Raw genomic sequence first — 20,237 nt, forward strand, 5'->3', positions numbered from 1 at the left:
TTTGTGAGTAGAGGCTGACGTTTTATGTCTATCCCAGCATAGAAGTGTTCTTTTAACGGTCTTTAGGGGGCTTTAATGACCATCCAGGTAAGGGATTGGGATTTTAATGGTCTTAAGCAGGGGTATAAAGACCTTTCGGAGATGATTTAATTACGTTAACGGTTATTATAGATAGGCTTATGACTGTCTGCAAATTTTTTGTCAGTGCTGACGGTCTTTATACCATCTATTTTGCTATATATAGTAAGTCCATTTACCGTTACCCACGGTTACGAAGTTTTTAGCGAGGGAACGTTGGATTCTTCTATTAGTGACAATTCCTCCAAACCACTGGTAAATACGGCTGGTGGTAAGCTTCTCTTCAGGAAACAGTAACTGGAAGGCTTGAATGGTTCGGAGCAAGGTATCAGCTGATCTTTCCCGATGACCACAAGCGTTGCAGATGCATGTTCGATCAACAATGATAGTGGAAAATGAAAGGCATTGTGCGCAGTGAAATCCTTTGCGAAGGTCTTGGAAATGGTAAGCAGGCAGCTGGTGAAACGGGGAATTATTGATTTGAAGAACTTGGAGTTTTTTAACGAGTGAACTATGTCGTTTTTCCATCGGGCTGGAAGTACTTTCTAGGGTGTGCAAGTATTTTTTTAACTGAGAAAAGTATAGGATCGGTTTATCTACGGGAGCCTTGTATAAGGTGAAATTGGGATTGATAAATACTACAAATGATTCGATAGGGAAGGGGCTTCCATGTTGCTGGAGCAATTGCCGCAGGAGGGTTTCTGTTCGTTGGAGCTGATGGATTGGATTGAGAATTTCATTCTCAGGAAATTTGAAGAGCTTATCAGATTCATAGTAGTAATCGCCTTCAAAGTTTTTAATTTCGTATAAATAGATTTTATTTGCTGTTACCATTAACGTATCAATTTGAAAAGTGGTGTTATTCGTTTGGAGCAGGAGATCATTTAAAATATAACATTCCATGTGGAGTTCCTCTAAAAGGTGATCAAACCTGGATTCTCCTACGAAACCTTTCTTTAAGTTAAACAGGTATTTCCTATGTTTTTCAGCTAACCCCATACGTAAATCGAGTTCCTCGAGAACTTTGATTTCAGAAGGTTCTGATCGTTTTTTGACAAGCATCCAATTCTTCCTTTCTAAAAGGGATCATGTACTCTCTGATTATACCTTTAATCTGTTTGGGAGAGCTATAAAAACCTTTAGCGACTACCCAGCTTTCTTTGGAAGGTCTTTATAAAGCTTCTAATGGCCGTGAAAAGCTTTTCATAGAAGCTAACGTTCTATACAGCAGCCGTTAGGCCCATTAGAGCTCTGTTTAACAAATTTAACGTTCTTTATAGCAACTATTAGAACCGTTAGAGCACTGTTCAATACATCTAACGGACTTTAACAAGCCGATTAGCGGGACTCTAACAGAAACAATTGACTTGGCGGGAGTTCGACTTTCACATCCTCCTGTGACAAGCTGTCTACTTCTTCATTGGGAACTGAAGCGGTCAGGGATAACGTGTTTTCCACGTGGATCGTGACGCTTGTGCGATGGATGCCTTTTAACCTTCCCGCAATCGTAAAATCAAACAAGTTATCGGTATGATCGTCTGCTTTTCTAAAATGAATATTCTCGGCGTAAATGCCCATATGGTCAACAGCTTCCGGCACTGGCTGGCTCAGAATTTGCAGAGTCAAATCACCTGCCTTGCAGGCCAGGTGGTCGCCGGCCTCGGAAACCGAGTGGACGGGAAAGAGGTTCTGGCAGCCTATGATTCGTGCTGCACTGACAGTAGCAGGCCGATGGAATACGTCTTCTTTTTTTCCGGATTGGACGATTTGCCCTTGCTCGTAGAGGATCAGGTTGTCACACAGACGATAGGCCTCTTCCATATTGTGGGTGACAAGCAGCACCGTTCCAGTATAATATTCTTCTAAAATTCGTATCAGCTCCTGCTCGAGAATATGCTTGACGTGATAATCCAGAGCGGAAAATGGTTCGTCTAATAAAAGTAATTCCGGTTCGGTCACCAGCGTTCTGGCGAGGGCGACCCGCTGCTGCTGCCCGCCGGAGAGTTGCTCCGGATAGTGATCCTCCAGGCCGGCAAGCTGGACTTTTTCGATCATATCAAAAGCTTTTTGTTTTTTCTCCTCGGGGGATTTCCCCTTCAGCCCATACGTGATATTCTCTTCAACCGTCATATGGGGAAACAGCGCGTAATTCTGAAACACATAACCGATTTTACGCTCTTTTGGTTTTACATTGATTCGGACATCGGATTGATAAAAGACCTGATCATCTAACCGGATTTCCCCGCTATCCGGCTTTTGCAGGCCGGCGAGACATTGCAAGGTCATACTTTTTCCACAACCGGAGGGACCGATGATGCCAGTAACGCCTTTTTTCACTTCAAAATCTACATCTAGTTGAAAGTGTTTCAATTTTTTCGTAATCGCAACTTTCAGAGTGGAATCAGTCATAATGGTTGCCCCTTGTTCAGTTTCTTTTCCAGACGGTTAATAATATAGAGAACGGCGATCGATACGGCTGTCATAATCAGGACGAGAATATTCACCAAATCTCGGTTGCCTGCCAGTAATGCGTCGTAGATAGCGATCGGCATGGTCATCGTTTCGTTAGGAATACTTCCAGCGACCATCAAAGTCGCCCCAAAATCCCCGAGCGCCCGTGCGAATGAAAGTGTAATGCCGGCAGCAATCCCCCGCCATGCGAGCGGTAGGATGATGGTCAGAAATATATTGAATTCAGTTCTCCCTAAAACTCGTGCCGCGTTCAATAGAGAAGGATCGATCCCTGCGAATGCGGATCTCGCTGATTTAATTAAAAAAGGAATCGAAACAACCAATGCAGCTATGACCGCACCGGTTGGCGTGAAAACAATAGTAATATCGAATTTCTCCTCCAGCATTCTCCCGAGCGAGCTTTGCCGTCCAAATAATACAAGCAGGTAATAACCGAGTACAGTCGGCGGCAGGACAATCGGTAACGTAAGAAAGGTATCGATGATATCCGCTATTCTTCCATTGGAGCGGTTCAGAAAATAGGCTATAGGAATACCGATGAGGAATGCGAGCAGTGTAGCAGTGAGAGCTACTCGAAATGATAAAAATAATGGAAATAAATTAATGCCTTCAGCCATTTACTTTCCCTCCGGAACGATAAAGCCGTAACTCTCCATGATTGGCTGTCCTTTAGGTCCTTTGATAAAATCGAGGAATTGTTTTGCCGCTTCTTCTTCGTCCGTTTGTTCCAGAACAGCAACCGACTGCTCAAGCGGAGCATGCAGTTCATCATCGATCATCTCAAAGTCCATGTTTTCTTCCTGGTATAGCGACAGGGCGATGATCCCTGCTTCCGCATTACCTGATTCCACATAAGCAAGCGTGTCGGAAATGTTTCGTCCGTATACGAGCTTGTCCTCAAGTTGCTCCCAAACCCCGGCATTTTCAAGGGCCTGCTTGGCTGCAAGTCCATAGGGTGCATGCTCGGGGTTGGCGATGGCCACTTTCTTCACCTCTGGTTTCAATAAATCATCCAGTGTCTGAACAGAGACCGACGAATCCGTTAAAGTGGAAATTCCAATCCTTCCGAACGCGTAGGTTGTTTGCGTCTCGGGGATAATCAGGCCGCTTTCCTTTAAGGTGTCCACGAATTTCACGTCAGCTGCAGCAAACACGTCAAAAGGAGCCCCATTTCTGATCTGCTCTGCCAGCTGCCCCGTCGAGCCAAAAGAGAACGTAACTTTGGTGCCGGTTTCTTCCTCAAACAAATCGCCTGCTTCCTTAAATGCCAGTATTAAATCGGATGCAGCAGCAATCTTGATTTCAGTCTGATCCTGATTTTCTTCTGTATCACTATTACTGCATCCAGCGACTATTAATATAAAAGGGATCATAAAAAAAGCGATGCGTTTTATCATGGTCTACTCCTGTTTAAAAGCATTTATTATAACTGATTATCATTATAAAGCCGATGTAATAAGATATACAATGATATATGTTATAACGCTTTTTTATAGGGAAGAATGAATGTAGTGGAAGAGGGGAAAGTTATTTCCAGTTATAACTATATGTAAGCGGTAATATTTAAATTGTGTGATAATAATGATACACTATTAAGGGATTAAAAATATTTGGAAAAGATGTAGAAACAGCTCAAACCTTGTCCAGCTGGAAGGAATCAGCCGGATTGGCTGCATCTTTTCTGCAAACTTAGGGAGTTTGAAAGACAATGAGCGAAAAACATACGGAAACAGATGTTATCTTAATTGGTGCTGGAATCATGAGTGCAACATTAGGGTCACTATTTAAAGAATTGGTGCCGGATTGGAAGGTTCGCGTGTTTGAAAAGCTCGAAAGTGCAGGAGAGGAAAGCTCGAACGTATGGAATAATGCGGGTACCGGGCATGCAGCGCTGTGCGAGCTGAATTATACGCATGAAAAGCCGGACGGCTCCATTGATATTCAAAAAGCAATCAAAGTTAATGAGCAATTCCAGGTCTCCAAGCAATTTTGGTCTCACCTGGTAAACAGTAATCTGATTCGTAATCCACGAGATTTCATTGTACCACTGCCGCACATGAGTCTGGTCAGAGGGAAAGAAAATGTGGAATTTTTGAAAAAGCGTTTCCAAACGATGTCCGACAATCCATTGTTCCGGGACATGGAATTTACCGATGATTCTAAAAAGCTGAAGCAATGGATGCCGCTGGTCATGAAAAATCGGCCAACGGATGAGGCTATTGCCGCTACAAAAATTGATGGCGGCACAGATGTCAATTTTGGCGCTTTAACTCGTAAAATATTTGACCATCTCGAACACAATGATGTAAAGGTTAACTACAAGCATAGCGTGGAAGATATTACACGTACCAGCGACGGCTCCTGGGAAGTGAAAGTACTTGATCACGCTAACGATAAAATCGAATACCATACGGCAAACTTCGTCTTCATTGGAGGCGGCGGCGGGAGCCTGCATCTCCTTCAAAAGACAGGTATTCCTGAATCGAAACACATCGGCGGCTTCCCGGTAAGCGGGCAGTTCATGGTGTGCAAGAACACGGAGGTTGCCGAACAGCATTTGGCAAAAGTATACGGCAAAGCGGAAGTAGGCGCTCCGCCAATGTCAGTGCCACATCTAGATACGCGGTTTATTGACGGTAAAAGAGCGCTATTATTTGGCCCATTTGCCGGCTTTTCACCGAAGTTCCTGAAACAAGGTTCATTGATGGATTTAATGACCTCCGTACGATCGGATAACCTTATTACCATGTTGGCAGCAGGAGTTAAGAATGTTTCCCTGACCAAATACCTGATTGAGCAGGTGGTCCAATCGAAGGAACAGCGCATGGAAGAATTACGCAAGTTTATCCCGGACGCGAAGAGCGAAGATTGGGATCTAGTGGTAGCTGGCCAGCGCGTGCAGGTTATTAAAGATACCGAAGCCGGCGGAAAAGGAACCCTGCAGTTCGGTACCGAAGTAGTCACTTCAGAAGATGGCTCGATCGCAGCGCTCTTAGGAGCTTCTCCAGGTGCATCGACGGCGGTATCTGTCATGCTGGAAGTGCTTGAAAGATGCTTCCCGCAGCATGTAAAAGATTGGAAACCAAAAATCAAAAAAATGATCCCTTCATACGGCGTGCTGCTATCGGAGAATCCAGAGCTGCTGGATGAAGTGAATGCGACAACCGACCGGACATTGAAGCTTGTCGAAGACCAAAAATTAGCGGATACGATTTAATAAATAGCCAAGAGGAAGCATAGTCGCATTATCTATGCTTCCTTTTTTATGTGGAGGGAGCGGATAAAATGAAAGATAGTCGCTGTTGGTGGATACTCGCTGGAATAGCTTTTGTCGCTGCCGCGTTATTGGATATCAAGTATAAAGGTTTAGGCTACCGGATGATGCCTGAATCTTTGAAAAAGAAGATTGATTTAGAGGACTGAATGCCTGGCCCCCCGCCTGATTGCAGAGTGGGACCGGGCATTTTTTTATTGGGGCGGCGCTGGTTTTGTTGATAGCTGCGGAGGTCATGGTCCGCCCTAACTGACCAAGGTTCTTCCCTAACGCAGCAATGTTCTGCCCTAACTCCGGTACCTTCTTCCCTAACGGCACCATCTTCTGACTTAACGCGACGAACTTCTTCCTTTTCTCAAAAACACGGACATCATATGGCAAAAATAGCCGCGCTGTTGTAGGTTTTTCAGTGAATTTGATGAACGGAAATTAAAGGAAATGGAAGTTTTTTAGCCAATAAGCTAGTATAACCAAATTTATTTTAGGAGGGATTGGATGGATAATTTATTAAGTGTTGTGTTGGGGTTTGTGCTGCTGGCAGGACTGTTACCGTTTGTCAAAGTGGTCAAATTGGCTTTAGGAAGCTATGACAGTAGCTGGTTCAATGACGGAGGCAGGATTGGTGAAAAACTAATAGCACGCACAGAAGTGGTTGCCGGTTTTGCTCACGAAAACAGTTTTGTGGAGATTAGAGGGCCGACTAAATTGGCAGGGAAGCGGGCGTTAGGGAAATTCAAATTTCGTAGTCGGAAAACGTTCCCCACAATTCATTTCGATTAAATTGTGGGCTTACAGAAATAAAATGAACGAAAAGCGGTGCGTGATTTAATGCAGGATGGCTGTCAAAAAACTTTTGATCGCCATAACGAATCGCCTGCAGGGCAAGTGGCAATTCCCGTCTGAATATCGTATTACGCAGAGCAGCGGCAGCCTGGTTAAATGTACCGGAACCGTCCACAAATACATACGCCTGATAGTAGCACCCTTCTCCCGTATTGATCCACTCACCAAGCACTTCATCCCTCATCGGGTTGATGGCATCGTAGGCATAATTTCGTCCAATAGTTAAAAAAAGCTCAGCGGTGATGTCCGAATGTGTAAGGGTATAGCGCCTTGGCAGTGTAGGCGTGGTTGCTGTGACTCCTTCACGGAACTCTACGGAAAGTTTCTGAGGATCTAATTTTTTCAAAGCCCCACTCCTCTCGAAAAAATCTTCTTAGGCAAAATTATTCCCGTGGTAAAAGGAAAATGCCTATTGCCGGGCGACATAATAGGGAGGTTCGAGGGGCTGTTTGGGCGGAATGAGCTGAAAATAGGCGATAAGTGAGGGTATTTAAACTATTAGCGTCGATATATAGGCGAAAGTAGGTGAAAATTAGGCGAACAAGTTTCCTGATAAATATTTGATACGACAAAATCAGCCTTTTCCCTGAATTTTTTTGAAGGAAAATGGTGAACGAAAATTAAAGGGAAACGGTCATATGTAGCCAATTTTTAAGTATACGAACCTGTTCGTTATTTCGTATAAAATTCATCGGAAAAAGGAGTGGGCAGAGAGCAACCATACATATTTTCGGTAAGTGAAAAATTCATCCACATTAAACTTAGAGAGAGGGAGTAAGCCAAACATGAAAAGCAATTTATCAAGAGCGTTATTCAGCCTGCTGGCATTTATGCTGATGTTTGCAGCATTCAACTTTAATGCCCAGGCAAATGAAAGCAGAACCCAGCTGACAGAATTGGATACGGCAGAAATTTTTGGAGACCTTGAATTAGGATCGGAACGACCGACATCGGTCATTGTCGAACTGGAAGCGGAGTCAATTGTAGAAGCGAAACATAAAGGGAAAAAACAGACAAAAGCTAATCTGAAAGCTGAAAGAGGAAAAGTAATCAATGAACTGAAAAAGGCAGTGAAAGATGCAGATGTTAACCGGGAATATGACTACGTTTTCTCTGGTTTCTCTGTGAAACTGCCGGCCAATGAAATTATGAAACTAGCATCGGTCGATGGCGTAAAAGCTATCTATCCGAATGTTCACTATACGGCTGAAGTCATTTCAAAAGAAGAGATTTCTTCAGAAGAATTTAGTCCGGAAATGGCAGCCAGTGCTCCTTTCATCGGAGCTAATGATGCCTGGAAAGCTGGATTTACCGGTGAAGGAGTTACGGTAGCAGTTATCGATACCGGTGTTGATTATACGCACCCTGACTTAGCTCATGCGTTCGGGGACTATAAAGGGTACGATTTTGTAGACGACGATAATGATCCACAGGAAGGTTCCGGCCAATATCACGGGACACACGTCTCTGGTACAGTGGCTGCGAATGGAGCGATTAAAGGGGTTGCCCCTGGTGCTGAATTGCTAGGCTACCGTGTATTAGGTCCAAACGGTGGCACCACAGAAGATGTAGTTGCTGGTGTTGAGCTGGCCGTCCAAGATGGCGCTGATGTCATGAACTTATCGTTAGGAAACTCACTTAACAACCCGGACTGGGCGACATCAATCGCACTCGACTGGGCGATGGCGGAAGGGGTAGTTGCGGTTACTTCGAACGGGAACGCTGGTCCTAATAACTGGACAGTAGGATCTCCGGGGACTTCTCGTGATGCTATTTCTGTAGGAGCGACACGTCTTCCATATAATGCTTATACAGCCGAAATAACTACTTCTGAAGGTGTTGAATATCCAAGTGCAAAAGTAATGGGCTTCCCATCGGATGATAATTTACTTGCATTAAATGAAGGTGAATATGAGTTTGCATATGCCGGGTTAGGTTACCCGGAAGATTTTGAAGGAAAAGACTTTGAAGGAAAAATTGCATTGATCAGTCGTGGTGAATTTGCTTTTGTAGATAAGGCTGAAAATGCTAAGAATGCCGGAGCAGTTGGGGCGATCATTTTCAATAATGTAGAAGGTGAACATGCTGATGTGCCTGGCATGGCAGTACCGACAATCAAAACAACGCTAGCTGATGGTCAAAAATTATTAGCTGAGATGAAAGCAGGCAATAACAAAGTTTCTTTCAATATAGAATTTGATCAGGCTGTAAAAGAAACAATGGCGGACTTCTCATCCCGTGGTCCAGTAACACTGTCATGGATGATCAAACCGGATGTCTCTGCGCCTGGTGTAAACATCGTTAGTACGTTCCCTGATGAGGGTTATGCAGCGTTACAAGGCACGAGCATGTCATCCCCTCACGTCGCCGGAGCGGCTGCATTGCTTTTAGAAAAAAACCCAGGCTGGGGAACCAATGATGTAAAAGCAGCATTAATGAATACAGCCAAAGATGTGGTTGACCCAGGTACTGGTGAAGCTTATGCGCATAATACGCAAGGAGCGGGCAGCATCCGTGTAGTTGAGGCATTAAATACAAACACCCTTGTCGGTACAGGCAGTCACTCATTTGGTAAGTTCATAAAAGACAGTGGGAAGCAAGTAGAAAAACAGGGCTTTGAAATTAAAAATTTATCAGGGGAGGTTAAGAAGTACACGTTTGAAGTAGAGTTTGCAGGAAATCCAAAAGGAATCAAAGTAACTACGAGTAATAACTTAGAGGTTGAACCAGGAACCACACAGAATGTGAACCTAAACGTTCAGGTGGATGCTTCAAAATTAAAGCCAGATTATTATGAAGGTATAGTTTTAGTGAATGATGGGACACAAACCATTAAGGTTCCAACCATTCTGTTTGTTGGTGAGCCAGACTACCCCCGGGTAACAGGAGCGTTCATGGATAATGCGGGTGAAGGTTCATACTATGTCGGTGCTTATCTGCCAGGGGGCGCCGAGATTTTAGCTTATGATTTATATCATTATGATAATGGGTATGTAGGGGATTTTGTTAAGACACTTGGTGTATTTGAAAATACTCCAGCTCCATATCATGAATTCGAATGGGACGGTACCGTACAGAATGGTATTGAGATTCCAAACGGAGATTGGGTAATGGCAGTATATGTTGAGAAAGCAGGTGTTATGGAATATAAAGCATATCTAGTAACCAAAGAATAAACTTAAAAAAGGATTTCAGCTCATGCAGCTGGAATCCTTTTGCTTTTAACACCAAACAATAACTCTATAAGGCGTAGTCTGAGCAGGGATACTTTTTGTTGCAGGCCCATAGATGACTATCAAATTCCTGTTCGCTGGATTCCCTGAAAAAGGCTGCCCGTTTGCTAATAAGATCGGTGTGTTGGGAGCAAGATTCAATCTCAAAAAGTCATCACTGCTCACCAGCTGACTGTCGAAATAATCCACTTTTACTTTTTGATAAGAGCTTTCTTTTACCATAACAAGCGCACGGTATTGTGGCGGGTAAATGAAAGGGACGGGTGCATTCCGGTCATAATAGCCGGTCACCATGTCGCCCACGTTCACGATTGCCTGATCAACAAAATAAGTTGTAGGAGCTACTATGAAATTTACCAATGCGCCGGTTTCATTTTCCACGGAAATGATTTTATAACATCCTTCTTCTTCATTCACCCCGGTGATAAACTCTTGAATCATCGTCACGGTTCCCCGAAAAGGATTAAATTGAACCAATCTGATCCCTCCATTAACATGCCTCCACCTCACCCTGGGCAGAAGCCACATGTGTATGTTATTAAGCTATGTCAGGCTGACTGGTTGGTGATGAATAGCTGTGTTTTTCCTGATCGTGGGTTACTTACTCGTAATAATTCCTCTCTGTTTTTAATAGATATGAGCATGTGTGTATTACATGACAGAGGGTGGTTATCATGGTCAATGCATTTCCGGTGACAATCAGAACGGAGCAAATCAGTGGCGGGCCGAATAAGATCGTTTATTATCCACGAGTAGTAAGGATGCAAAATAGTTCGCTTGAGCGGATGATCAATATGGCGATTGTCCGTCAGACCCAGCAGCTGATCCGTGAACAGGTGGGGAATATGCCATCGACGGTAGTAGAGATGCTTGGACTGTATGAAATCAAAAACAATCAGCGGAATGTTCTCAGTCTGTCCCTCTCCAATTATACGTACCACTATCAGGCAGCTCACGGAATGACGTATATTAAGTCGTTGACATTCGATCTCAAGAAAGGGAAGCAGTGTACGCTGAAGGATTTGTTTAAGCCGGGGAGTGATTATGTTGCGAGGCTTTCTTCCTTGATCAATGAGCAAATAAAGCAAAGGGATATTCAGACGTTCGATAGTCCTGTAACGATTCAACCTGATCAAGATTTCTACATTGCAGATAAGGCGCTGGTCATCTACTTCCAGCTCTATGAAATTACTCCATATGCTTTTGGTTTCCCGATGTTCCCGATTTCTGTGTATGCCATCCAGGATATAATTGATGAAGGAGGGCCGCTCGGGCGCATGGCCCAAAATAATTGATTACGGCAAGCGGTTCCGTTTAAGGTAGTATCCTTTAATGGAACTGCTTTTTCTATGAAACTTATATGTATGTTGGTCGTATTTCATAGTATGTAAAAATTTCACCAAAAAGGGGGGATAGAATGACACTTCAGGAGCTGATGCCTTTAATTATACTGTTTTTATTATTCGTCAGTATCTTAACGGTAGTGTTAGCCATAATAATTACCGTTAGAAAGCGGAGAAAAGCCCAGCATGTAGAGACTAGTCCTGGATTACAAGCTAGAGTCGATCGATTGGAAAAGGAAGTCAAAAACCTGAAAAGCAAATAAAAAACAGCTTCTAAGCAAAGAAGCTGCCTTTACCCAAATACACTTGGAAATTGCTTTACGATGGCATCTGTAATGGCATCGGACATTTCTAACGCCTGTTCTTCAATTTCATCGTAGATGGCAATGTCTTTCTTATAATCCATCTGCATCATGAAGACTGCCTCCATTTTTGTGAGATCCAGATGTTTATAGAACATCTCACGTACGGCTTCTTCCGTTAGGAGAGGGTTAATCGTACTTAAGAAAACAGCAATTTCATCTGCATTGGCATACCACTTTCTTTCCGCCTCTGCGGCTGCCTGCTGATCGCCCGCAAGTGCCGCTTTGACAAGATCAGCAGCAATAAGCAAGTGTTCTTTTACCAACTCTCCAAACTTGTCGCCGATCTGGTCCCCATACAGCGGTCTGAGTGCATTCCCCATATCGGTTGCATTCTGAAGCAGTCGTGTAACCACTTCATCAACATCTGGCAGCTTAAACGTTAAGCTGATAATGGTCATACGCGTCCAGGCGACGTGTTCTTCCCATAGGCTCCGCATGTCACTCTTGAGCTTAACCTCTGCTGGACTGATACACTTGGCAGGCCGTACGGCTGAATAAGCCGGATTAGGATAGAAGTAATATGGGACTGGCCAGGGATGGGCAGAATTTTGCCAGTAGTAACGATTCATGTAACCCCTCTTTTCTTTGCACTTTTAAGCAATCTACAGCTATGATATTCAATGACTTTTGGTCGGTGACACTCACGTAATGAAAAAAAGAGGGGAAGAGCACAAAATGTTACCTACCTCGTTTTTGTACGATATAAAATTATAAATGGTACAAGTAAGATCGAGACAACCCCTCCGATAACTGAAAGCGTAGGGAAGTTCGAAAGTGCTACAATCACACCAGACACAGCACCGCCTGAGGCACCGGCCAGTGCGATAAAGACATCGACGCTTCCCTGTGTTTTGGCACGATTATCAGGAGTTGTGGCATCAACGATGATTGCCGTACCGCTGATCAGTCCGAAGTTCCACCCGAGGCCGAGCAGGGCAAGGGCACTCGTCAATCCGACCATCGATTCGCCTGGTGCGGCAGCGGCAAGAATTCCGGATGCAAGCAATGTCACGCCTGAGGCGATGGCCATTGTGAATCGGCCGGCCTTATCAACAAGAATACCAGTGATCGGCGATGGCAGGTACATGGAGCCGATATGGACACCAATGACGAGTCCGACGGCGTTCAGTCCATGGCCGTGTGCCCCCATGTGTACCGGGGTCATCGTCATGATGGCTACCATGACAATCTGGCTCAGAATCATGACCGTGGCACCAATGATGACGCCGCGTTTGTTCCAGGAAGCGGGCAGGGTCACCCCTGAGGCAGCATTATCATCGACTCCCTGGACAGCAGCCAGTGCCTTGGAAACTAAGAATGGATCCGGACGCATCAGGATGAAAATCGCCAACCCGGCAAGGATATAGGCAGCGGCTGCCAGAATGAATGGACCGGCTAAAGCAGGAACGCTGATGGATGTAGCGAAGTTCCCCATGACACCGACTAAGTTCGGCCCTGCGACCGCACCAAACGTGGTAGAAACCATCGCCATACTGACAGCGGTAGCCCGCTGCTTCGTATTCGCCATATCGGTTCCGGCGTAGCGCGCCTGCAGGTTGGTAGCTGTTCCGGCTCCATAGATTAATAGGGAAAGGAATAATAAAATGACACTATTGATGATAGCAGCAAAAATAACCCCGATCGCTCCGAGACCACCGGCTATAAATCCGATGGTGAGGCCCGGCCGCCTACCAAACCTTTGCGAAAGCCGTCCGACAACCATCGCAGCTCCGGCAGAACCGAGTGTAAACAGCGCCACCGGCAGTCCAGCGAAACTGTTGGTGCCAAGCATATCCTCGGCAAGAAGTGCTCCAACGGTAATACCCGCGGCAAGTCCGGCCCCTCCAAAGATTTGTGCAATGATGACGATGATCAGCGTCCGCCGGTACAGGCTTTGTTGTTTTACCGTTGAATCTATATAACTTTGCAGCCAGGCAGGCTGGTTGTTTGTTTCATCTATTTTCATAGCTTTTTCAGACATCACCGGCTCTTCCTTTCTAAAAACGCAAATTAATATACCCTTAGCGGTATGATTACTCCTTCATTGTAACTCTAATAGTCTCATATTACCATTAGAAAAACTTGGCTTGTGGCTGGACTTATGGCGAAAGCCTAAGTGTTTTCTTATACTTTAAACTTCTAACAAAGGTGAATATTCCTTAAAGTATTAGAAAAACCTGGCCATTCTGTATACCTATTAAACTGGCAAAAGGTTTGAAAAGCAAGGGTAACGTGCACTGTATAAGAAAGGGCATAATCTGCTACGTATAGGATTAAATCTGATATAGTAGTTATAAGTAAAAGTTAGATGGGGTGAAGCAATGAATCTCGATGCCATCATGACTAAAATGAAAAATCATACGCCAAGCATTCTCGGCAAGCAACGGTTGAAGCCATTTTCCATATTGCTCCCTTTGATAGAAAAAGACGGCGAGCTGCATCTGCTTTTCGAGGTGCGGTCTCATAACATCAGGCAGCCGGGCGAGGTCTGTTTTCCTGGTGGAAAAAAAGACGCGGAAGACAAGCATGATAAAGACACAGCGGTCCGTGAGTCGATGGAAGAGCTTGGAGTGGATGATCAGGATATCGAACAGGTATTTCCGTTAGGTCAACTGGTAGGTTCCATGGACATGCGTGTCAATACGTATGTGGGCTTTATTAATCGCCCGTTGGATGCGATTGTCCCGAACCCGGATGAAGTCGGGGAAGTGTTCACCGTACCGCTTTCCTTTTTCCTCAACCATGAACCGGAAGTGCACTATGTAACACTGGAGGTAAAGCCAGCGGATGACTTTCCATACGAGCTTATTCCAAATGGTAAGGATTATAACTGGCGTCCGCGGCAAATGGAGGAGTATTTTTATATCTATGGAGAAAAAGTAATCTGGGGACTTACCGCTCGGGTGCTTTATCATTTTATAGAGATTTTGCGCGAGAAAGAATTGTAGAAAACGTCTGGAACTTAGCCCAGACGTTTTTCTTTGGAAACTTCTGCCCTAACTCGGCCATGTTCCGCCCTAACGCAAGAAGGTTCTGACTTAACGACAGCACATACCGCCCTAATGCAGCTACATACTGACTTAACGCCGAAATATCCCTATAAAAAAAGAGACCAAATAAGTAATTTGGTCTCATAATTCCTATTTCTCTAAACGGAAGCTTTTGGCCAGGACATCTTCACTATTGGTCCCGACAAAAACAGTAAATTCTCCAGCATCACTCTTATGCTCCATGTTGGCATGGTAATAGCGCAGTTGTTCTTCAGTAATCGTGAAAGTTACTGTTTGCGATTCGCCTGCTCCCAGCGAAATCCGTTCGAAGGCTTTCAGTTCTTTCATCGGCCGCACGACTTGCCCTACGTGATCGCGGATATACAATTGAACGACTTCTTCTCCGGTCAAATCACCTGTGTTGGTGACGATGACAGAGACGGACAAGCGATCAGCAGCAGTTATCGTCTCGCTGGAAATCTCTAGATCCGAATATTCGAATTGGCTGTAGCTCAGCCCGTAGCCAAATGGGAACAGTGGCTCATTTGGGATATCCAGGTATTGAGAAACATAGCGATCCTGTGCGTCCGGTGCGTTTTGCGGACGGCCGGTGCTATAGCTGTTGTAGTAAACAGGAACCTGTCCAACGGAATAAGGCATCGACATGGCCAGCTTAGCGGAAGGATTGACGTTTCCAAGCAGGATGTCAGCGACAGCATGCCCTCCTTCGGTACCCGGGTACCATGCTTCTACCACCGCGTCCGCATTCTCGGTGACTTCTCGTAAATCGAGTGGTCTGCCATTGAACAAGACAGCGACTACCGGTTTGCCGAGTGCCCGTACTTTTTTCAATAGATTGAGCTGGACTTCCGGCAGGCGGATATCGGCGCGGCAGCCGGCTTCCCCGCTCATATTGGAATCTTCACCAAGAGCCAGTACGACGACGTCGGCCTGGTCTGCCGCTTGCAAAGCTTCCTCCAGCTGTTTATCCGTACTATCTTCGATTCTGGTACCATTCGCAACAAGGAGGTTGTCATCAGAAAAATGTGTTTTTAAAGCGGTATCGACGGTAATCGTATCTTTTGCACGACCGCCCCAGGACCAAGGCCCCAAAATATCGGTACTGTCAGCAAACGGACCAACAAGTGCCACTTTTTTATCTGCGGATAATGGAAGCAAGTCATCATTTTTCAATAAAACGATGGATTTGGAAGCAAGTTCTCTGGAGGCCTGGCGGTGATCATCAGAAAGAATGAAATCCGCCTCTTCCACTTCATCGGCAAAACGGTAAGGGTTTTCGAACAGTCCGAGCTTCTCTTTCAATTTCAAAATCCTAAGCACTGCTTCATCGAGAAGATTTTCCTCCAATGTTCCTTCCTCGATCAATTCTTCTACATGATTGACGTAGCAGGATGTCATCATCTCAATATCTACGCCGGCTTTCAACGCCAGTTCTGCTGCCTGCTTCTGATCTTCGGCAACCCCATGAGGGATTAATTCTTTCACCGCTCCCCAATCAGAAATCATGACACCGTCAAATCCCCATTCGTCCCGCAGGATGCCTCGCATCAGTGGTTCGTTTCCTGTCGATGGAATACCGTTCAATATATTAAAAGCCGTCATTACCATTTCACACCCTTCATCGAGTGCTGCTTTATAGGCCGGCAAGTAGTTTTCGCGCAGCATCCACTCTGACATATCAACGGTGTTATAGTCACGGCCGCCTTCTGGAGCGCCGTAAGCGGCAAAATGCTTCACGCAGGAAGCTACTTTATATTTTTCATTATCGAGATCCCCTTGGAACCCACGTACAAAGGCACGGGCAAATTCACTGTTCAAATACGTATCTTCACCAGTGGACTCCATCACGCGCCCCCAGCGAGGGTCGCGTACCAAATCGACCATCGGAGCGAATGTAACATGAACACCGGATACAGCCGCTTCTTTCGCTGCGATTGCGGCACTTTTTTCTGCGAGGTCGGTATCAAACGAACACCCAATAGCCAGAGGTACAGGGAAGATGGTACGGAAGCCATGAATGATATCCGACATAAATAACAATGGAATGCCTAACCGGCTTTCTTCCATATGTATTTTCTGGATATTGTTTGTTTCCTTCGCTCCTGAAGCTCCCAGCACCGAGCCGGTATTTTTGATGTCTTCTTCATCGATGTTCATGTTTACCATCGGGCCTGTGATCTCCCCTCGGTCGGTAGCTCCCCGGAAAAATGGGGTAGCCAATTGAACCAGCTGGCCGACCTTTTCTTCTATCGTCATTTGTTCAAGCAATTGTTCCATCTTATTTTCGGACATATGAACTCCTCCTATAAATAAATAATTGAAACGTTTCGATTTTAATAATAATTGCAGTATAAACGCGGATGTTTTTAAAGTCAATATGGATGAAACCGTATTCATGCAGTTTTTTAATAAATTTTCAAAAAAGTAAGAAAACCACTTGAAAGCGAATTCAAATTAAATTATAATGCAGTTATCGAAACGTTTCAATAATTTTCACTAAATAAAGGGGTGCTTGGTAGTGAAGGGTAAATTAATGATGCTGCTGATCGTGGTTCTGTCCGCTGTACTGATCGGCTGTTCCGGTGGGGATTCCGAATCCGGCGGAGATAAAAACGAAGTGACTGTATGGGCGATGGGAGAAGAAGGTAAGCTATTGAAAGATTTCAGCAAAGGATTTGAAGAGAATTCGGATTACACGGTTGATGTTCAGGCGATTCCGTGGGATCAGGCACATGATAAACTGCTGACAGCCGTAGCTTCCGGTAACGGGCCGGACGTGGTGCAACTTGGAACTACATGGGTTCCTGAGTTCGCAGAAGCCGGTGCATTGAAGGACCTTTCAGAGTATACAAAGGATTATGATACGTTTGCCAAAGAGAATTTCTTTGACGGTGCCGTGGTATCCATGGAATATGATAATCAGGTCGTCGGGATTCCTTGGTATGTCGATACACGCGTATTGTTCTACCGTACGGATCTTTTAAAAGAGGTAGGGTATGACGAAGCACCGAAGACGTGGGATGAATTGAAGGATGCGGCAAGCCAGCTTGCTGACCGCGGTGATGGTATGTATGGACTTGATATTGACCGTAATGACCAGATCACTCCATTCATTTTCGCTTGGCAAAATGGGTATGAGGCGAACCTGGAAAACAATGAACTGAATTTTGATACACCAGAATTCAAAGAAGCCATCGAATATTACACCAGCTATTTTGAAGAAGGTATCAGTCAGACGCAGCAAGGCAAAGATATTACACAGGCATTTGCGGATGGTTCGAAGCCGATGTTCTTCAGTGGTCCTTGGATGGTCAACATCATCAATGACCAGGCTCCCGATATTGAAGGGGATTGGGCAACAGCCGTCATGCCGAAAAAAGAATCCAATACATCAAGCATGGGCGGTGCAGTGCTATCTGTCTTCGAAAGTGCTGACAATCCTGAGGGAGGCATGGAATTCATTTCTTACATGACAGAAACCGAAACCCAATTGGATTGGGCAGAAACTTCCAACACATTGCCTTCCCGTACCGAAGCGTGGGAAGATCCTATGCTTAAAGAGGACGAGATGTTCGCAACTTTCGGGAAGCAAATGGAAGATGCTAACCCAGGCTTGCAGACCGAACAGTTTGAACGGATCGCACAAGAATTCCTTGACTCAATTGAACGAATCACCCAGGGCGGTGCTGATTTGGACAAAGAGTTAGAATCATTCAATGAAGAGGCAAAACGCCTTCTGGAAAAATAACAGCTATGATGTTGAAGGGAGAAGGGGATGGAACTAGCTTTCATTCCCTTTTCTGTTTATCAAGGATAGGTAGGTGGTTCCATTGAAACAATTACTGAATAACCGGCATCCATACATGTTTATTGCTCCAGCCGTCATTTTGCTGACGCTGTTCAGCGTCATCCCCATAATTGTCGCGCTGGTGATCAGTTTTACAGATATGAATCTGAAAGGGCTCGCCAACTGGTCGGCGATCTCCTTTATTGGACTGGAAAATTATAAAGACCTTTTTTCCGATGCAACATTCATTAAGTCGGTCTTCAACACGTTTTTCTATGTCATTATAGGCGTACCTCTTGTTATTATTGCATCGCTATCGATTGCACTGTTATTGAATTATGGTACCAGCTGGATTTTCAATACGTTCCGGGCAGTCTATTATATGCCGTCAATTACGAATATCATTGCGGTAGCTGTCATTTGGGGATACTTATACAACACGGAATATGGGCTGTTCAACTACTTACTTTCTCTGCTTACCGTGGATAACATTCCGTGGCTCGAGGAACCGACGATTGCAAAAATTTCCTTGATTATCCTCGCTGTCTGGAAAGGGATCGGGATCAATATGATCATCTTCCTCGCAGCACTTCAAGGCATTCCTAAATCTTACTATGAAGCAGCTGAAATGGATGGGGCCAGCCGGCTGCAGGTGCTGTTTTATATCACGCTGCCATTGCTGCGTTATGCCACGTTCTTTGTAACCGTGACGACGCTGATTGGCTGGATGCAGTTCTTCGAGGAACCATTCGTCATGACCGATGGCGGACCTTTGGACGGAACGATATCGATTGCTCTCTTCATTTACCAGGAAGGCTTCCGTTATAGTGAGTTCGGTTATGCGGCTGCAGGTTCGTTCATCCTGTTTGCGATGATTATTATCGTTACTGTCTTCCAGTTCAAGCTGCAGAAAAAAGATACGGATTTATAATAGAGAGGAGTGGAGGATATGGCTACAGCTACGAAGCGGAGCAAGGCGGAAAAATCACTTGTCATCTTGCTCCTGATTGTCGGGGGCGTGCTGGTTTCCCTGCCGTTTTTATGGATGATTTCCAGTTCATTCAAGCCGGAAAACGAAGTACTGGCGATTCCGCCAACCATCATTCCGGATAACCCGACGATAGAAAATTATATCAACCTATTTACGAGCATGAACTTTACGGTGTATTTACGTAATACGATCATTATCGTACTTTTCTCATTCCTTGGCCTGTTATTCAACGCGATGGCCGGGTATGGATTTGCAAAATATGAATTCAAGGGCCGGGAAAGAATCTTTTATTTGGTGTTGGCCACGATGATGATTCCTGGCCAGGTTACGATGATTCCTGTGTACTTGATTTTAAACTCCATGGGACTGACGAATACGATGACCGGGATCATTTTGCCAGGGCTTGCGGTGGCGTTCAGCATCTTCCTGTTCCGCCAGTTCATGATGACAATCCCGGATGACCTGATTGAAGCGGCCAGACTCGATGGCGCTGGTGAATTCTACATTTTCTTCCGGCTGATCATCCCGATTGCGAAACCGATTTTTGCTGTGCAGGGAATCCTCACGTTCATCGCCGGATGGAACAGCTTCCTATGGCCATTGATTATCGCAAACGATGAAAGCTTGTATACGTTATCGGTCGGCCTGTCTTTGCTGCAGGGGCAATATGCGAATAACTTCGCACTGCAAATGGCCGGGGCAGCGTTCATGGTTGTGCCGATCATCATTATTTTTGCCTTTTTCCAGAAATACATTGTCGAAGGTTTTACAATGTCTGGAATCAAATGAGTGTATGGCAGCGACTGAATCGCTTACAATGGAGCTAGACAGTGCTGCGTG

At 45.0% G+C, this 20,237-nt stretch carries 19 protein-coding genes; 10 read left to right on the forward strand and 9 right to left on the reverse strand.

Annotated elements, in window-relative coordinates; translation table 11 throughout:
• Positions 1-234 precede the first annotated feature (234 nt).
• The 4 genes from FHS45_RS11600 to modA form a co-directional block, all read right to left on the reverse strand.
• The gene (locus FHS45_RS11600; RefSeq protein ID WP_062443477.1) at positions 235-1,140 is read right to left on the reverse strand and encodes a nuclease-related domain-containing protein; all 906 of its coding nucleotides are present in this window, start codon (positions 1,138-1,140) and stop codon (positions 235-237) included.
• 276 nt (positions 1,141-1,416) lie between these two features.
• Positions 1,417-2,487: a sulfate/molybdate ABC transporter ATP-binding protein gene (locus FHS45_RS11605; RefSeq protein WP_062443475.1), complete on the reverse strand. Its 1,071-nt coding sequence runs from the start codon at positions 2,485-2,487 to the stop codon at positions 1,417-1,419.
• Entirely contained in the window at positions 2,484-3,167 is a 684-nt protein-coding gene (modB, locus tag FHS45_RS11610; protein WP_062443474.1) for a molybdate ABC transporter permease subunit, read from the reverse strand. The genes FHS45_RS11605 and modB overlap by 4 nt, the downstream gene beginning before the upstream one ends.
• The gene (gene modA, locus FHS45_RS11615) at positions 3,168-3,947 is read right to left on the reverse strand and encodes a molybdate ABC transporter substrate-binding protein (RefSeq protein ID WP_062443472.1); all 780 of its coding nucleotides are present in this window, start codon (positions 3,945-3,947) and stop codon (positions 3,168-3,170) included.
• A gap of 311 nt (positions 3,948-4,258) precedes the next feature.
• Between modA and FHS45_RS11620 the strand changes: the two genes are divergently transcribed.
• From FHS45_RS11620 to FHS45_RS11630, 3 genes are all read left to right on the forward strand, one after another.
• Positions 4,259-5,767, forward strand: a complete 1,509-nt coding sequence (locus tag FHS45_RS11620; RefSeq protein ID WP_062443468.1) for a malate:quinone oxidoreductase — start codon at positions 4,259-4,261, stop codon at positions 5,765-5,767.
• A gap of 68 nt (positions 5,768-5,835) precedes the next feature.
• Entirely contained in the window at positions 5,836-5,973 is a 138-nt protein-coding gene (locus FHS45_RS11625) for a hypothetical protein (RefSeq protein ID WP_166761411.1), read from the forward strand.
• 346 nt (positions 5,974-6,319) lie between these two features.
• Positions 6,320-6,604, forward strand: coding sequence for a hypothetical protein (locus tag FHS45_RS11630; RefSeq protein ID WP_062443465.1), 285 nt, complete (start codon positions 6,320-6,322; stop codon positions 6,602-6,604).
• On the opposite strand, the gene FHS45_RS11635 is transcribed toward FHS45_RS11630, so the two are convergent.
• Positions 6,558-7,013: a staygreen family protein gene (locus FHS45_RS11635; protein WP_062443462.1), complete on the reverse strand. Its 456-nt coding sequence runs from the start codon at positions 7,011-7,013 to the stop codon at positions 6,558-6,560. The two genes, FHS45_RS11630 and FHS45_RS11635, sit on opposite strands and share 47 nt — an antisense overlap.
• 439 nt (positions 7,014-7,452) lie before the next feature.
• Here FHS45_RS11635 and FHS45_RS11640 point away from each other — a divergent pair, with 439 nt between their 5' ends.
• Complete coding sequence (locus FHS45_RS11640) at positions 7,453-9,843, forward strand: S8 family serine peptidase (RefSeq protein WP_062443458.1); 2,391 nt, start codon at positions 7,453-7,455, stop codon at positions 9,841-9,843.
• Between the two features lie 45 nt (positions 9,844-9,888).
• Here the strand turns inward: FHS45_RS11640 and FHS45_RS11645 are convergent, their stop codons facing one another.
• The gene (locus FHS45_RS11645) at positions 9,889-10,377 is read right to left on the reverse strand and encodes a hypothetical protein (protein ID WP_062443455.1); all 489 of its coding nucleotides are present in this window, start codon (positions 10,375-10,377) and stop codon (positions 9,889-9,891) included.
• Positions 10,378-10,574: 197 nt separating this feature from the next.
• Here FHS45_RS11645 and FHS45_RS11650 point away from each other — a divergent pair, with 197 nt between their 5' ends.
• Entirely contained in the window at positions 10,575-11,195 is a 621-nt protein-coding gene (locus FHS45_RS11650; RefSeq protein ID WP_148350060.1) for a DUF3298 and DUF4163 domain-containing protein, read from the forward strand.
• Positions 11,196-11,317: 122 nt separating this feature from the next.
• A complete protein-coding gene (locus tag FHS45_RS11655) occupies positions 11,318-11,506 on the forward strand; it encodes a hypothetical protein (RefSeq protein ID WP_062443452.1) in 189 nt (62 codons plus the stop codon).
• Positions 11,507-11,535: 29 nt separating this feature from the next.
• Here FHS45_RS11655 and FHS45_RS11660 read toward each other — a convergent pair whose 3' ends face one another.
• Positions 11,536-12,177, reverse strand: coding sequence for a hypothetical protein (locus FHS45_RS11660; RefSeq protein ID WP_062443449.1), 642 nt, complete (start codon positions 12,175-12,177; stop codon positions 11,536-11,538).
• 113 nt (positions 12,178-12,290) lie between these two features.
• Positions 12,291-13,589, reverse strand: a complete 1,299-nt coding sequence (locus tag FHS45_RS11665; RefSeq protein ID WP_082411971.1) for an MFS transporter — start codon at positions 13,587-13,589, stop codon at positions 12,291-12,293.
• Between the two features lie 340 nt (positions 13,590-13,929).
• Here FHS45_RS11665 and FHS45_RS11670 point away from each other — a divergent pair, with 340 nt between their 5' ends.
• A complete protein-coding gene (locus tag FHS45_RS11670) occupies positions 13,930-14,556 on the forward strand; it encodes an NUDIX hydrolase (protein WP_062443446.1) in 627 nt (208 codons plus the stop codon).
• A gap of 192 nt (positions 14,557-14,748) precedes the next feature.
• Here FHS45_RS11670 and bglX read toward each other — a convergent pair whose 3' ends face one another.
• Positions 14,749-16,911 carry a beta-glucosidase BglX gene (gene bglX / locus FHS45_RS11675; protein WP_062443443.1) on the reverse strand — a complete coding sequence of 721 codons (2,163 nt, stop codon included), beginning with the start codon at positions 16,909-16,911 and terminating at the stop codon, positions 14,749-14,751.
• Positions 16,912-17,137: 226 nt separating this feature from the next.
• On the opposite strand from bglX, the gene FHS45_RS11680 reads away from it, so the two are divergent.
• The 3 genes from FHS45_RS11680 to FHS45_RS11690 all read left to right on the forward strand — a co-directional run bounded on the left by FHS45_RS11680 (position 17,138) and on the right by FHS45_RS11690 (position 20,186).
• Positions 17,138-18,367 (forward strand): sugar ABC transporter substrate-binding protein, encoded by a 1,230-nt coding sequence (locus FHS45_RS11680; protein WP_229717899.1) that lies wholly within the window; start codon positions 17,138-17,140, stop codon positions 18,365-18,367.
• An 82-nt stretch (positions 18,368-18,449) separates the two neighbouring features.
• Positions 18,450-19,337 carry a carbohydrate ABC transporter permease gene (locus FHS45_RS11685; RefSeq protein ID WP_062443439.1) on the forward strand — a complete coding sequence of 296 codons (888 nt, stop codon included), beginning with the start codon at positions 18,450-18,452 and terminating at the stop codon, positions 19,335-19,337.
• Between the two features lie 18 nt (positions 19,338-19,355).
• Positions 19,356-20,186 (forward strand): carbohydrate ABC transporter permease, encoded by an 831-nt coding sequence (locus FHS45_RS11690; protein ID WP_062443435.1) that lies wholly within the window; start codon positions 19,356-19,358, stop codon positions 20,184-20,186.
• Positions 20,187-20,237 lie beyond the last annotated feature (51 nt).

This window comes from Thalassobacillus devorans, from assembly GCF_011761345.1.
Taxonomy (GTDB): Bacteria; Bacillota; Bacilli; order Bacillales; family Halobacillaceae; genus Thalassobacillus; species Thalassobacillus devorans.